This is a genomic window from Erwinia pyrifoliae DSM 12163 (assembly GCF_000026985.1).
Lineage (GTDB): Bacteria > Pseudomonadota > Gammaproteobacteria > Enterobacterales > Enterobacteriaceae > Erwinia > Erwinia pyrifoliae.
In genome coordinates this window covers 203,592-217,683 of sequence record NC_017390.1, presented here as the reverse complement: position 1 = coordinate 217,683, position 14,092 = coordinate 203,592, and the positions used below count along the sequence as shown (strand labels likewise).

Genomic DNA, 14,092 nt, shown 5'->3' with positions numbered 1-14,092 from the left:
GTTATCCAATTTTTTTTAGCGCCTGCACAATACGCTGGCAGGCCAGCCCGTCACCGTAGGGATTATGCGCGCGGCTCATGGATTGCCAGGCTTCATCATCGGTCAGCAAACGGGTGACTTCACTAACGATTTTCGCGCCGTCCGTGCCAACCAGGCGCACCGTGCCGGCAGTAACCGCTTCGGGGCGCTCGGTGGTGTCGCGCATCACCAGCACCGGTTTGCCCAACGAGGGCGCTTCCTCCTGAATGCCGCCCGAATCAGTCAGGATCAGCCAGGCGCGGTTCATCAACCAGACAAACGGCAGGTATTCCTGCGGTTCGATAAGAATGACGTTATCAATCCCGTGCAGAATGCGATTGACCGGCTCACTCACGTTGGGATTAAGATGTACCGGATAGACGATCTGTGCCTGCGGATGCAGGCGTGCAATATCTGCCAGCGCGTTGCAAATACGTTCAAAACCATCGCCAAAGCTTTCGCGTCGGTGCCCGGTGACCAAAATCATTTTTTTATCAGCACAGAGGAATGGGTAACGCACCGCAAGGCTGTTTCTTAACGCATCATCATTTAATACCCGGTCGCGCACCCAGAACAGCGCGTCAATCACCGTATTGCCGGTAACGAAGATCCGTTCAGCAGGGACATTCTCACGCAGCAGGTTCTGCTGTGTGCTGGCGGTGGGGGCAAAATGATAGCTCGCCAGGCGCCCCGTCAACGTGCGGTTCGCTTCTTCAGGCCACGGAGACCATAGGTCGCCGGTGCGCAGCCCGGCTTCCACATGCCCAACCGGGATGCGATGATAAAACGCGGCCAGACTGGCCGCCAGCGTGGTGGTGGTATCGCCATGAACCAGAACCACATCCGGGGTGAAATCAGCAAATACCGTTTTCAACCCGGCAAGAATGCGGCTGGTAATCTCGGTCAATCCCTGACCCGGCTGCATGATATTAAGATCGTAATCCGGCGTGATGGCGAACAGTTGCAACACCTGATCGAGCATTTCCCTATGCTGTGCGGTCACGCACAAGCGCGACTCTATTCCGTCTTCCTGCGCCAGCGCATGCACCAGCGGTGCCATTTTTATCGCTTCGGGGCGCGTGCCAAAAACCGTTAATACTTTCACCGTGGCTCTCTTTATTCGAATGTGTTTAACCGCACGAGTCTGTGGCAGACTTAACGACGGGGACGGCGAATCAACGCCGTGCCAGCGCCCACCAAAACGCCCACTGCGCCCCACATCATCATGAGTAATGCCCGGCGCGGGCTTTCACGCTTCACTGGTTCTTCCGGGGTACGTAAATAACGCCAGGTCTGGAATGATTCCACCAGCGTTGGCCCCACGTTCAGCGTCATCATCATCGCCCGGTTTTGATAGTACGCCAGATCGTAAGACGGACCGCCGGCCAGCAAATTTTCCAACCGCGCCTGCAGCATAGAGCGCCCAAGCAGGAACAGTTCCGAGTCTGGCAGCTGTTCGGAAGGCGTTTGTGTTTTCGCCTGCTCGAACCCATGCTGCTGCGCAAGCTTCAAAGCCTGTCGGACGCTGTTTAACTGACGGTCGTAAATCGCTTTGGCGACTTCTTCCTGACGTTTGATCTGCGCTTTTAACTGTATGCGGCGGGCGGCCCAGGCTGCGCTCAACTCCTGATTAAGATGAGCCGTAGCGCGTGCATTGGCGAACGCCACATATTGACGTAACAGGGTGTTCGCATCGGCAGCCGTTTCCGCCACAATCTTAACGGTATCATTGATATTTTTTGCGCTGTCGGCGGGCTGTAGCTGGATATCGGCTATCAGTTTATCCAGTAATGCGGCATCTTGACGCGCATTGCCGCTCTTCCTCTTTTGGTAGTAGCTGGAATGCAGCCAGAAATCGTGCCGGCTGTCCCAGGCGAACAGCTGCATGATGAATTCCTGATACGCTTCATCATTGACCGTTGGCGGCGCAACGGTCAGATTACCTGCAGGCATATCGAGATTTTTCAAAAACTGCTGCTGAGAATAAAACCCGGATAACGCATTCACCGTTGGCCGATCGACGATGGCAATCGTACTCCATTGTGGCGTAACCAACAGTGAATAGATCCAGGCCAGCAGTGCAAACAACACGCCACCGGCGATAATCCAAAGTTTACCACACCATAGCGCGCAGCAAAGGCCGCGAATATCCAGTTCGTTATCGCCAGCATCAGGATGATTCATACTTCAATTTCCTTGTGGTCAGGCTTCTATCTGTCAACAGAGGGTTTATTACCGTTATTGCTATTTCGCAGCCGGCGCTTCAGGCGTTTTATCATGCGCGCCACACGCCACGCGCGTTTAATGCAGTAGCCATAAAGCATAAATGCCAGTAAAAACAGCACCAACATTACCCATTCAGGCACGAATGAAAGATACTCCCCAAGCCCGCCAATCAGCGCCAGCAAGGCCGCCGCTGCGGTGATCAGCACAAACGCCTGGCGTGAGGTAAAACCTGCACGCATGATCAGATGGTGAATATGTTGACGGTCAGCCGAGAAAGGACTCATGCCTTTGCTCAGACGGCGATACATAATCGCCACCATATCCATCAGCGGGATGGCAATCAGCCACAGCGCCGTGACGGGAGTGATAGGATGATTCTGCCCTTGAGTGGTTTCCAGCAGGATCCAAATAATGGTAAAGCCAATCAGCGTGCTGCCCGCATCACCCATAAAAACTTTATAACGACGGCCAAGCATGCCGAGATTCAACAGAATGTAGGGAAAGATGGCGGAAATCATGATAAAGCACCACATGGCGAGGCTGTTCTGGCCGTCAAATAGTAAAATAATGCCCATGGCAAAGAACGTGACGCAGGACAACCCGCCCAACAGCCCGTCGATTCCATCTACCATATTGAACGCATTGATAGCAGCCCAGACGGCAAACAGCGTCAGGACGTAACCAAATGGACCGACAATCAGCTCCCAGGGGCCGAAGATATAGCCAAGGCTTAGCAGATAAATCTTGGCTTTCATCATCATGACGACGGCAACAGCCGCCTGAACCAGGGCACGAAATTTCACGCTGATGTCATAGCGGTCATCCAGTGCGCCAACCATGACCAGACTGCCCGCACAGCCTAAGTACAGCCAGATATGAGGAATGTAGAAATCCGTTAATGCAAAGGCGAAGCAACTTCCGGCAAAGACAGAAATACCGCCGACTAACGGAATCGCCCCCTGATGACGCTTGCGGTAGTTAGGTTTATCCACCAGTCCAATTTTCTTAGCGGCTTTGCGCGCAAAAAAAAGAAACGCTAACGAAAATAAAAAAGTTAGGGCAAGCTCCGTACTCGTATTGAGTAAATTCACATTAACCAGCTCTCTGCTAAGAATCGCGTCATGTCACCGGCAAAATTTATGCCACATACACTCGTCTGATTCTGATTTAATTCACCAGGGTACGCATAATCGATGCTCCCTGCGGCTTCCATCCTGTGCCGTATATTATGGTGTAAATGTGCTTGTTGAGAAGATCCTATAGAGCAAATACAAAAAACGCCACGACTTAGCGTGGCGTTACCCGATTTTTGTTCGGTTTATTGGCAGAATCTGTAGGCAATAACGACAGGCTCGTCGCTAAGCTGCGCACACCTTACTCAATTATGAACGTTTCATCATATCGAAGAATTCATCGTTGGTTTTGGTCATCGCCAACTTATTAATCAGGAACTCCATCGCATCAATTTCGCCCATTGGGTGAATGATCTTACGCAGAATCCACATTTTTTGCAGCTCTTCCGACGTCGTCAGCAACTCTTCCTTACGCGTACCGGAGCGATTGTAATCGATAGCAGGGAACACGCGTTTCTCGGCGATTTTACGCGCCAGATGCAGTTCCATATTACCTGTACCTTTGAATTCTTCGTAGATCACTTCATCCATCTTCGAACCGGTATCCACCAGCGCGGTAGCGATAATGGTCAGGCTGCCGCCCTCTTCAACGTTACGTGCAGCGCCAAAGAAACGCTTTGGACGGTGCAGGGCATTGGCATCCACACCACCGGTCAGTACCTTGCCAGAGGCAGGAACCACGGTGTTATAGGCACGCGCCAGGCGAGTGATAGAGTCCAGCAGGATGATGACGTCTTTTTTGTGCTCGACCAGGCGCTTAGCCTTCTCGATCACCATTTCAGCGACCTGAACGTGACGTGATGCAGGTTCATCAAAGGTAGAAGCGATAACTTCCCCTTTGACCAGACGCTGCATCTCCGTCACTTCTTCAGGGCGCTCGTCAATCAGCAACACCATCAGCACGCAGTCAGGATGGTTGTAAGCAATACTCTGCGCAATATTTTGCAGCAGCATGGTTTTACCCGCTTTCGGCGGGGCGACAATCAAGCCACGCTGACCGCGACCAATCGGCGAAGCCAAATCCAGCACGCGTGCGGTCAAGTCTTCGGTAGAACCGTTACCCCGCTCCATGCGCAGACGTGAGTTAGCGTGCAGCGGCGTTAGGTTTTCAAACAGGATTTTATTGCGCGCATTTTCCGGTTTGTCATAGTTAACCTCGTTAACCTTCAGCAGCGCAAAGTAACGCTCTCCCTCTTTTGGCGGACGGATCTTGCCAGAGATGGTGTCACCCGTGCGAAGGTTAAAGCGGCGAATTTGGCTGGGGGAAACGTAGATATCATCGGGGCCAGCGAGGTAAGAGCTGTCGCCGGAGCGGAGGAAACCAAATCCATCCTGCAATATTTCCAGCACGCCATCGCCGAAGATATCTTCGCCGCTTTTAGCATGTTGCTTGAGGATGGCGAAAATAATGTCCTGTTTACGCATACGGGCCAGGTTTTCCAGCCCCATATTTTCGCCGAGAGTTATCAGGTCAGAAACCGGCGTATTTTTTAATTCGGTAAGATTCATAATGGTGGGTTCTTAAACTCGGGGTATATCTTGAACTGTTTGTCGTGAATGGTATGGCGAAAGATCCATGCCTGTTTATATGGGTTCCTGGTTCTGAAGTCCGCTCGACGATCGCGTGCAGGAAAATGCAGATCTGAAACGAGGGAGACGGTAAACAGGAAGCCGGAAATCAGTTGGTACTAACCGTCAGATTGCTGAACATTTGTAAGGCTTTGATGGATACGCTGTTCAGCAAAGGAGTAATTCTAAAGATTTAAACTACAGGTAAAGGTAAGTTCGTCGTGCAGTAGACTTAAATTAGCACGCTTAATGCCGGGCGTCTAGCGGTCAACGAAAAATTCGAACCGCAAGGCGCCGGCAGGACATGATTAGCCCAGATTTGCGTTCAGGAACTCTTTAAGCTGGCCTTTAGACAGTGCGCCAACTTTAGTTGCAGCAACCTCACCATTTTTGAACAGCAGCAGGGTTGGAATACCGCGAATGCCGTATTTAGGTGCCGTTGCCGGGTTCTCATCGATGTTCAGCTTTGCAACAGTCAGTTTGCCTTCATATTCGGCAGCCACTTCGTCAAGGATCGGGGCGATCATTTTGCACGGGCCGCACCATTCTGCCCAGAAGTCGACCAGCGTTAACCCATCAGCTTTCAGGACGTCGGTTTCAAAGCTGTCATCGGTCAGGTGAACAATTTTATCGCTCATGTTTACTCCAGGAGATTATCTTTACCTTTGATGTCGCGCTAAGCGCCATCAGGCTGAGTTTATTTCACTGCTTTTATTTCACCGGATATGCTTTCGTAAAGCAATAGTAAGCTGATATTCTACCACACTATGAGCAAAACACACTTAACAGAACAGAAGTTTTCCGACTTCGCCCTGCACCCTCAGGTGATCGAAGCCCTTGAAACTAAAGGGTTTCATAATTGCACGCCTATTCAGGCGCTGGCATTACCTTTTACGCTCTCCGGGCGTGATGTAGCAGGTCAGGCGCAAACAGGTACCGGCAAAACGATGGCGTTTCTGACGTCAACGTTCCATCATCTTCTTTCTCACCCCGCTCCGGAAGGCCGTCAGGTTAACCAGCCCCGCGCGCTAATCCTCGCCCCAACGCGCGAACTGGCGGTACAGATCCATGCAGACGCCGAGCCGCTGGCACAGATATCGGGCCTGAAGATCGGCCTGGCCTATGGCGGAGACGGTTATGATAAACAGCTAAAAGTACTGGAAAGCGGTGTCGATGTGCTGATCGCAACAACGGGCCGTTTAATCGATTACGCTAAACAAAATCACGTCAACCTGGGCGCCATCCAGGTAGTGGTACTCGACGAAGCTGACCGTATGTTTGACCTCGGCTTCATTAAAGATATTCGCTGGTTATTCCGTCGCATGCCTGCCGCTAACCAGCGCCTGAATATGCTGTTCTCCGCCACCCTGTCGTTCCGCGTACGCGAGCTGGCGTTTGAGAACATGAACAATGCCGAATACGTTGAAGTCGAACCGGACCAGAAAACCGGGCATCGTATTAAAGAAGAACTGTTCTACCCCTCCAACGAAGAAAAAATGCGTTTGCTGCAAACGCTGATTGAAGAAGAGTGGCCGGATCGCACCATCATCTTCGCCAATACCAAGCATCGTTGCGAAGATATCTGGGGCCATCTGGCTGCTGATGGCCATCGTGTTGGCCTGCTGACCGGCGATGTCGCGCAGAAAAAGCGCCTGCGCATCCTTGATGACTTCACCAAAGGTGATGTTGATATTCTGGTGGCCACCGACGTGGCCGCACGCGGTCTGCACATTCCCGCAGTGACCCACGTCTTTAACTACGACTTGCCTGACGACCGTGAAGATTACGTACACCGTATTGGTCGCACCGGGCGTGCGGGCGCTAACGGTCATTCTATTAGTCTTGCCTGTGAAGAGTACGCGCTGAACCTGCCGGCCATCGAAGAGTATATCGGGCACAGCATTCCGGTCAGCCGTTATAACAGTGATGCGCTGATGGGCGACCTTCCGCCGCCGAAGCGTTTGACCCGCAACCGTTCAGGTAATGGCCCGCGTCGTGGCGGTAACAATAACCGCCGCAGCAGTGCACCGCGTAGCCCTAACCGCAAACGTTCAGGTTAAGCGGTTATGCAGAGCGCATCATCACTTTATGCTGCGATCGATTTAGGGTCGAACAGCTTTCACATGTTGGTGGTGCGTGAGGTGGCTGGTAGCATCCAGACCGTCGCCCGCATCAAGCGCAAGGTGCGTCTTGCTGCCGGACTCGATGCGGATAATAACCTTTCCGACGAGTCAATGGAGCGCGGATGGCAGTGTCTGCGGCTGTTTTCTGAACAGCTGCAGGATATCCCCTCCGAACATATCCGCGTGGTGGCGACGGCTACCCTGCGCATTGCCCCCAATGCGGGAAGCTTTCTGGTTAAAGCGCAAGAGGTGCTTGGCTGCCCGGTAAACGTGATCAGCGGCGAGGAAGAAGCGCGCCTGATTTATCAGGGCGTGGCGCATACCACCGGGGGGTCGGATAAACGTCTGGTGGTCGATATCGGCGGTGGCAGCACCGAACTGGTCACCGGCAAGGGGGCGCAAACCACTACGCTGGTTAGCCTGTCTATGGGCTGCGTCACCTGGCTGGAGCGCTATTTCACCGACAGACAGCTGGGTCGGGCGAATTTCGAACAGGCCGAGCAGGCGGCTCGCGCGATGATCCGTCCGATTGCCGACTCGCTAAAAGAGCAAGGCTGGCAGATGTGCGTAGGCGCATCCGGCACCGTGCAGGCGCTGCAGGAAATTATGATGGCGCAAGGCATGGACGAGCGCATCACGCTGAGCAAACTGCAGCAGCTGAAACAGCGTGCAATCGAGTGCGGCAAGCTGGAAGAGCTGGAAATTGAGGGGTTGACCCTTGAGCGTGCGTTGGTCTTTCCAAGTGGCCTGTCGATACTTATCGCCATTTTTAACGAACTGGATATCAGCAGCATGACGCTGGCGGGTGGTGCGCTGCGCGAAGGGCTGGTGTATGGCATGCTGCATCTACCGGTCGATCGCGATATTCGCAGCCGCACGCTGCATGATGTCCAGCGCCGTTTTGCTATCGACGCGGAACAGGCAGAGCGGGTGCGCCAGCTGGCGGAGAGCTTTGCCCGCCAGGTCAGCCAGCGCTGGAAGCTGGACGAGCGCAGCCGCGAATTACTGGCAAGCGCCTGCCTGATCCACGAGATTGGGCTGAGCGTCGATTTCCGTCAGGCACCGCAGCATGCAGCCTATCTGGTTCGCCATCTGGATTTGCCCGGCTTTACTCCGGCACAGAAAAAATTGCTGGCCACCTTGCTACAAAATCAGGTTGCTAACATCGACCTGCCGTTACTGAGCCAACAAAATGCCCTGCTCCCGCGCATTGCCGAACGCCTGGCTCGCCTGCTGCGCCTGGCGATCATTTTTGCCAGCCGCCGACGCGATGACAGGTTACCGGCGGTACGTTTGCAGGCCGATGATGATAATCTGACTTTGACGCTGCCGTCCGGCTGGCTGGAAGCCCATCCGTTACGTGCTGAGCTATTGGAACAGGAAGCACGCTGGCAGAGTTACGTGCACTGGTCGTTAATAATTCTGTGAATGTGCAGCCTGGTTCAGGCGGCTGTACCAGCCCCTGTAAAGCCCGTGCAGTACGCTAAGTAAGTACGCGCTCTGATTGCTGCCTTTTTACGCTGGGTAATAAGCCCACTGTGAGGCTTGTATCGCGTGAGATGACTAACACAATATATTTTTGCGCGGTTGGCCGGACTTCGTTTGGTTGCCAGGTGCTTACATCCGTCAGCATCCCCTTATTCCAGGGCAAAAATCCGCGGTTACGCCCTTTTCCCAACTCGCCAAGGACATCTTCAAAAACATGTCCATTCTCATTGTAGATGCGCACTTCACATGCCCGGATCAACGTTCCAGCCCAAATTTTTGCACCGGGAATAGTTTGCGTATCATCACAAACCAGGTGCTCAAACCAGTTCAGGAGAAACAGATAAGCCCTGCTGCTAATGCCTTTTTTCTGAAAGGCCTCTTCAACACCAACACCGGCGACCTGATTGCAGGATACCTCGTTGCCATCCTCTACAAAGCAGGATGACCGCAGTGCTATCCTTCCCGCATGAATGTTCGCATTTTCATCAAGCAGCTCAGAAGCGAGCAGATGCCCGATGATTTCAGCCTCAGAAATGCCATCGTCTTTAAGATCAAGGATTTTTTCACTTACCGCAGTCTGATTACCATATGTGCCACCCACCTGCTCGATCGTAATGTAAGTATGGATGTCATCTTCTGGGGCAATAAGCTCCAGCTCAGTCAGTTTGAACAGCGAGGTGGCGGCAACCATATAACCAAAACGAACAAAGCGAGTCTCCCCTTGATGGGCAAACTCACCGATGTTTTTGTTAAAAAACGATGACGCTATTAGTGTAGGAGCCATTTATTAGCAGAATCATTAGCAATATTGGTGCGAACAATTCTAACATGGCTGCTCAAAAATTCTCGAATGGAAGTTTCAATAACTTCTGAAAACATAGGCATATGCCGCTCAAGCTCAGGATACTGTTTTGCGGGTTTAACGATATAGCGGACGCGACCATTCAGGAAAACAGCTTCCGCCAGCGGTTTGACCGTGGCGCGAGCATTCTCAACATCGTGCTTAAAGGTCACGATGAAGTGCAGTTGTTCTGGCGGGACTGCTTCGTTGTCAAGTGTGCGCACCTGTAGCAGGTTCGCATTAAACGAATGAGTAGCGATAATGCTTGTGCAGTCACGAATAGTCTGTATTGAGCGTTTAGAGTTCAGCGCGTCTTGCATGTGTCCACCTTAGCCGTGAGCATCGTATATAGCTACAACGGCAATAATCGTAGAAGCAGCGCGCCTCCACGATTCAACCAGGCCGCAAACACCATCTGTTTATACGGCGATCCCGATAAAGGGATAAGGCTACGAGTATGCGTAGGTCTCAAATTAACTCTTAACAAAGCAGTCAAGAGTTCAATAAATCTACGCCAGACTAAAGGATTTTGCAATCAGAAAACATGCACTATTAGCGTATTAAAGCCTCACGGCAGTGGGTAACAGTCGTACCCTAAACGTTTTATATAAGCCGTCTATAACGCAGAGATGGCAGCATGTATACGGTATTTGTCGACAGTTTCGCCATAGCGACTTAACATTGCAGTTTGCATCAGAGTACAGTCACAGACCTTTTGCCTTTGCCAACTGAGCACGGATATTGGCTAAATGCCCCTGCCCTTTTTGCATCCGTTCTTCGGCGCTTACCACCTTGCGTTCGCTTTCCCACTGCAAATCGTCCTGCGGCAGCTCCAGAAGAAAACGACTTGGTTCCGGCCGCACCAGCTCGCCATACTGACGGCGTTCACGGCACAGGGTAAACGTCAGCTCCTTTTGCGCACGGGTAATCCCCACGTAGGCCAGGCGGCGCTCTTCTTCCACGTTGTTTTCATCAATGCTGCTCTGATGGGGTAACAGCCCTTCTTCCATCCCCACCAGAAATACGTAGGGGAATTCCAGACCTTTAGAGGCATGCAGCGTCATTAGCTGTACCTGGTCGGATTCTTCATCGCTTTCACCGCGTTCCATCATGTCACGCAGGGTAAAACGTGTCACCACCTGGGTGAGCGTCATCGGTTCATCAATGTCGCTACCTTCCAGCATTTCCGTCATCCACTGAAACAGCGTATTGACGTTTTTCATGCGCATTTCGGCCGCTTTCGGGCTGGCCGAAGTTTCAAACAGCCAGCTTTCATAGTCAACGCCACGGATCAGATCGCGCACCGCCGCTACCGGCTCACGCTCCGCAAGCCGGGCGATCTCCTGCAACCAGTGGGTGAAACGCTGCAGCGATTCCAGGCCGCGTCCGGCCAGGGTTTGCCCAAGGCCAACGTCGAAGCTGGCGGTAAACAGGCTTTTATTGCGCTGCATCGCCCACTCGCCCAGCTTCTGCAAGGTTGCCGAACCGATTTCGCGTCGCGGCGTGTTAACGATACGCATAAAAGCACTGTCGTCGTCGGCGTTGGTCAGTACCCGCAGATAGGCCAGCAGGTCTTTGATTTCCGGGCGCGAGAAAAACGACGTGCCGCCCGAGATGTGATACGGAATACGGTTCTGCATCAGCATCTTTTCAAATACACGCGACTGGTGGTTGCCGCGATAAAGGATGGCGTAATCTTTGTACTGCGTTTTGTTAATAAAGTGGTGGGCAATCAGCTCACCAATAACCCGCTCCGCCTCGTGATCTTCATGGTTGGCGGTCACCACTTTCAGCTCGGCGCCATAACCCAGTTCGGAGAACAGACGTTTTTCAAAAACGTGAGGGTTATTGGCAATCAGGATGTTAGCCGCTTTAAGAATACGCTCTGAAGAGCGGTAGTTCTGTTCCAGTTTAATAACCTGTAACGCCGGAAAATCCTCCTGTAACAACACCAGGTTTTGCGGCCGCGCCCCGCGCCAGGAGTAAATAGACTGATCGTCATCGCCCACGACGGTAAAGCGCGCCCTGGCGCCCACCAGCAGTTTGACCAGCTCATACTGGCTGGTATTGGTATCCTGATATTCATCCACCAGCAGATAGCGAATGCGCTGCTGCCAGCGCTCGCGCACGTCCACATTACGCTGAAGCAGCAGCGTGGGCAGTAGGATCAGGTCGTCGAAATCCAGTACGTTGCACGATTTAAGATGCTTATCGTACAGTGCATAACAGTGGGCAAACAGCTTGTCACGCTCTGACAGCGCCCCTGCGGCAGCCCGAGGCGGGTCCATCAAATCGTTCTTCCAGTTTGAAATGGTAGAGACCAGCTGCTGCAACAGATTTTTATCGTTTTCCAGCCACTGTTCCGTTAAGTCTTTCAGCAACGCCAGCTGGTCCTGATCGTCAAACAGCGAGAAATTTGATTTCATCCCCAGCGCGGCGTATTCACGTTTGATGATTTCCAGTCCTAACGTGTGGAAGGTCGAGATCATCAGACCGCGCGCTTCTTTGCGCCCCAGCGTTTGCGCCACACGCTCTTTCATCTCGCGCGAAGCCTTGTTGGTAAAAGTGACTGCCGCGATGTGACGCGCCTGATAGCCGCACTCGCGGATCAGATAGGCAATTTTATTGGTGATCACCCGCGTTTTACCCGACCCGGCTCCGGCCAGTACCAGGCAGGGCCCGGTAACAAATTCCACGGCATGTTGCTGACCAGGATTAAGACGCATAGATAAGTTACTCTGTGAAATTGCGGGGGGATGGGAATGACAGCGTGGTAGTATAGCGAGCGCAATCCACATAACTCAAGGCAACATCATGGCAAAAAACGCAGCAGCACTGCACATTCTGGTAAAAGAAGAAAAACTGGCGCTCGACCTGTTAGAGCAGCTCAAACAGGGTGCTGATTTTGAAAAGCTGGCAAAAAAACACTCGACCTGCCCGTCGGGTAAGAAAGGCGGCCACTTAGGCGAATTCAAACAGGGTGCAATGGTGCCGGCATTCGATAAAGTGGTGTTTTCCTGCCCGCTGATCGAGCCACAGGGACCGCTGCATACCCAGTTTGGTTATCACATCATCAAAGTGCTGTACCGCAACTAAAAAAAGCGCCGCAAGGCGCTTTTTTTATCAGGGTGGATCGGTTATCCGCCCGGCAAGCTTAGCCTGCTACCGCGATACGCTTCATATCGGTCATATAGCCGCGCAGTTTGCGGCCTACGGTTTCGATATCGTGGTGACGAATCGCTTCGTTAACGTCGCGCAGCTGCGCGTTATCAACGCTGGTCGACGGGTTAACCTGTTTGCCCAAATCGCCCGCCTGCAGGGTGGTCATAAACTCTTTCAGCAGCGGTACAGCGGCGTAAGAGAACAGGTAGTTACCGTATTCGGCGGTATCAGAGATAACCACGTTCATTTCATACAGGCGTTTACGCGCAATGGTGTTAGCAATCAGCGGCAGCTCGTGCAGAGATTCATAGTAAGCAGACTCTTCAACGATACCGGCAGCGACCATCGTTTCAAACGCCAGCTCGACGCCCGCCTTAACCATCGCGATCATCACCACGCCCTGGTCAAAGTAATCCTGCTCGCCGATTTTACCTTCAAACTGTGCGGCAGTTTCAAACGCGGTTTTACCGGTCTCTTCACGCCAGCCCAGCAGTTTTTTATCGTCGTTGGCCCAGTCAGCCATCATGCCGGATGAGAATTCACCGGAGATGATGTCATCCATATGCTTCTGGAACAGCGGAGCCATAATAGTTTTCAGCTGTTCAGAGAGCGCATAAGCACGCACTTTAGCTGGATTAGACAGGCGATCCATCATCAGGGTAATGCCGCCCTGCTTCAGCGCTTCGGTAATGGTTTCCCAACCGAACTGGATCAGTTTTTCCGCATAGGCCGCGTCGGTGCCTTCAGCCACCAGCTTATCGAAGCACAGCAGCGAACCGGCCTGTAACATACCGCACAGAATAGTCTGCTCGCCCATCAGATCAGACTTCACTTCGGCAACGAAGGATGACTCCAGCACGCCCGCGCGGTGACCGCCGGTTGCGGCAGCCCAGGCTTTAGCAATCGCCATGCCTTCGCCTTTTGGATCGTTTTCCGGGTGAACGGCGATAAGCGTAGGTACGCCGAAACCGCGTTTGTACTCTTCACGAACCTCTGTACCCGGGCACTTCGGCGCAACCATCACTACCGTGACGTCTTTACGTACCTGCTCGCCCACTTCAACAATATTAAAACCGTGCGAATACCCCAGTGCCGCACCGTCTTTCATCAATGGCTGAACCGCCTGTACCACTGAAGTATGCTGTTTGTCCGGCGTCAGGTTAACCACCAGGTCGGCCTGTGGGATCAGCTCTTCATAGGTGCCCACTTTGAAGCCGTTTTCGGTCGCCTTACGCCATGAGGCGCGCTTTTCGGCGATGGCTTCCGCACGCAGCGCGTAAGCAATGTCCAGGCCGGAATCACGCATATTCAGACCCTGATTCAGGCCCTGAGCACCACAACCTACGATGACCACTTTCTTGCCTTTCAGGTAGCTGGCTTCATCAGCAAATTCTTCGCGCGCCATAAAACGGCATTTGCCTAATTGCGCCAGCTGGTTGCGCAGGTTCAACGTGTTGAAATAGTTCGCCATGGGTACTCCGTATGAGGTTGTGTTCGCATTATTGTTTGTTGTCCGGGCATTGATTTCCCTG

Annotated in this window: 12 protein-coding genes; 3 read left to right on the top strand and 9 right to left on the bottom strand. The window is 52.7% G+C overall.

Annotated elements, in window-relative coordinates:
* Position 1: 1 nt before the first annotated feature.
* The 5 genes from wecB to trxA form a co-directional block, all read right to left on the bottom strand.
* Positions 2 to 1,123, bottom strand: coding sequence for a non-hydrolyzing UDP-N-acetylglucosamine 2-epimerase (wecB, locus tag EPYR_RS00985; RefSeq protein ID WP_012666568.1), 1,122 nt, complete (start codon positions 1,121 to 1,123; stop codon positions 2 to 4).
* Between the two features lie 50 nt (positions 1,124 to 1,173).
* Complete coding sequence (gene wzzE / locus EPYR_RS00980) at positions 1,174 to 2,202, bottom strand: ECA polysaccharide chain length modulation protein (RefSeq protein ID WP_012666567.1); 1,029 nt, start codon at positions 2,200 to 2,202, stop codon at positions 1,174 to 1,176.
* Positions 2,203 to 2,228: 26 nt separating this feature from the next.
* Positions 2,229 to 3,335, bottom strand: a complete 1,107-nt coding sequence (wecA, locus tag EPYR_RS00975; protein WP_012666566.1) for a UDP-N-acetylglucosamine--undecaprenyl-phosphate N-acetylglucosaminephosphotransferase — start codon at positions 3,333 to 3,335, stop codon at positions 2,229 to 2,231.
* 291 nt (positions 3,336 to 3,626) lie between these two features.
* Complete coding sequence (gene rho / locus EPYR_RS00970; RefSeq protein ID WP_004154908.1) at positions 3,627 to 4,886, bottom strand: transcription termination factor Rho; 1,260 nt, start codon at positions 4,884 to 4,886, stop codon at positions 3,627 to 3,629.
* A 368-nt stretch (positions 4,887 to 5,254) separates the two neighbouring features.
* Complete coding sequence (trxA, locus tag EPYR_RS00965) at positions 5,255 to 5,584, bottom strand: thioredoxin TrxA (protein ID WP_012666565.1); 330 nt, start codon at positions 5,582 to 5,584, stop codon at positions 5,255 to 5,257.
* A gap of 129 nt (positions 5,585 to 5,713) precedes the next feature.
* Between trxA and rhlB the strand changes: the two genes are divergently transcribed.
* Both rhlB and gppA read left to right on the top strand, forming a co-directional pair.
* Entirely contained in the window at positions 5,714 to 7,006 is a 1,293-nt protein-coding gene (rhlB, locus tag EPYR_RS00960) for an ATP-dependent RNA helicase RhlB (protein WP_012666564.1), read from the top strand.
* 6 nt (positions 7,007 to 7,012) lie between these two features.
* Entirely contained in the window at positions 7,013 to 8,497 is a 1,485-nt protein-coding gene (gppA, locus tag EPYR_RS00955; protein WP_012666563.1) for a guanosine-5'-triphosphate,3'-diphosphate diphosphatase, read from the top strand.
* A gap of 55 nt (positions 8,498 to 8,552) precedes the next feature.
* Here gppA and EPYR_RS00950 read toward each other — a convergent pair whose 3' ends face one another.
* The 3 genes from EPYR_RS00950 to rep all read right to left on the bottom strand — a co-directional run bounded on the left by EPYR_RS00950 (position 8,553) and on the right by rep (position 12,124).
* Positions 8,553 to 9,341: a hypothetical protein gene (locus EPYR_RS00950; protein ID WP_014538438.1), complete on the bottom strand. Its 789-nt coding sequence runs from the start codon at positions 9,339 to 9,341 to the stop codon at positions 8,553 to 8,555.
* Entirely contained in the window at positions 9,326 to 9,718 is a 393-nt protein-coding gene (locus EPYR_RS00945; protein ID WP_012666561.1) for a hypothetical protein, read from the bottom strand. Before EPYR_RS00945 ends, EPYR_RS00950 begins: the two co-directional genes overlap by 16 nt.
* Before the next feature lie 384 nt (positions 9,719 to 10,102).
* Entirely contained in the window at positions 10,103 to 12,124 is a 2,022-nt protein-coding gene (rep, locus tag EPYR_RS00940) for a DNA helicase Rep (protein ID WP_012666560.1), read from the bottom strand.
* 88 nt (positions 12,125 to 12,212) lie between these two features.
* Here rep and ppiC point away from each other — a divergent pair, with 88 nt between their 5' ends.
* Positions 12,213 to 12,494 carry a peptidylprolyl isomerase PpiC gene (gene ppiC, locus EPYR_RS00935; protein ID WP_012439957.1) on the top strand — a complete coding sequence of 94 codons (282 nt, stop codon included), beginning with the start codon at positions 12,213 to 12,215 and terminating at the stop codon, positions 12,492 to 12,494.
* A gap of 58 nt (positions 12,495 to 12,552) precedes the next feature.
* Here the strand turns inward: ppiC and ilvC are convergent, their stop codons facing one another.
* Positions 12,553 to 14,031, bottom strand: a complete 1,479-nt coding sequence (ilvC, locus tag EPYR_RS00930; protein ID WP_012666559.1) for a ketol-acid reductoisomerase — start codon at positions 14,029 to 14,031, stop codon at positions 12,553 to 12,555.
* Between the last annotated feature and the right edge of the window lie 61 nt (positions 14,032 to 14,092).

What these genes read in the sequence shown, in the direction of transcription:
- wzzE (WP_012666567.1), bottom strand. Translation starts at nt 2,202, where the DNA reads ATGAATCATCCTGATGCTGGCGATAACGAACTGGATATTCGCGGCCTT.
- rho (WP_004154908.1), bottom strand. Translation starts at nt 4,886, where the DNA reads ATGAATCTTACCGAATTAAAAAATACGCCGGTTTCTGACCTGATAACT.
- trxA (WP_012666565.1), bottom strand. Translation starts at nt 5,584, where the DNA reads ATGAGCGATAAAATTGTTCACCTGACCGATGACAGCTTTGAAACCGAC.
- rhlB (WP_012666564.1), top strand. Translation starts at nt 5,714, where the DNA reads ATGAGCAAAACACACTTAACAGAACAGAAGTTTTCCGACTTCGCCCTG.
- gppA (WP_012666563.1), top strand. Translation starts at nt 7,013, where the DNA reads ATGCAGAGCGCATCATCACTTTATGCTGCGATCGATTTAGGGTCGAAC.
- EPYR_RS00950 (WP_014538438.1), bottom strand. Translation starts at nt 9,341, where the DNA reads ATGGCTCCTACACTAATAGCGTCATCGTTTTTTAACAAAAACATCGGT.
- EPYR_RS00945 (WP_012666561.1), bottom strand. Translation starts at nt 9,718, where the DNA reads ATGCAAGACGCGCTGAACTCTAAACGCTCAATACAGACTATTCGTGAC.
- rep (WP_012666560.1), bottom strand. Translation starts at nt 12,124, where the DNA reads ATGCGTCTTAATCCTGGTCAGCAACATGCCGTGGAATTTGTTACCGGG.
- ppiC (WP_012439957.1), top strand. Translation starts at nt 12,213, where the DNA reads ATGGCAAAAAACGCAGCAGCACTGCACATTCTGGTAAAAGAAGAAAAA.
- ilvC (WP_012666559.1), bottom strand. Translation starts at nt 14,031, where the DNA reads ATGGCGAACTATTTCAACACGTTGAACCTGCGCAACCAGCTGGCGCAA.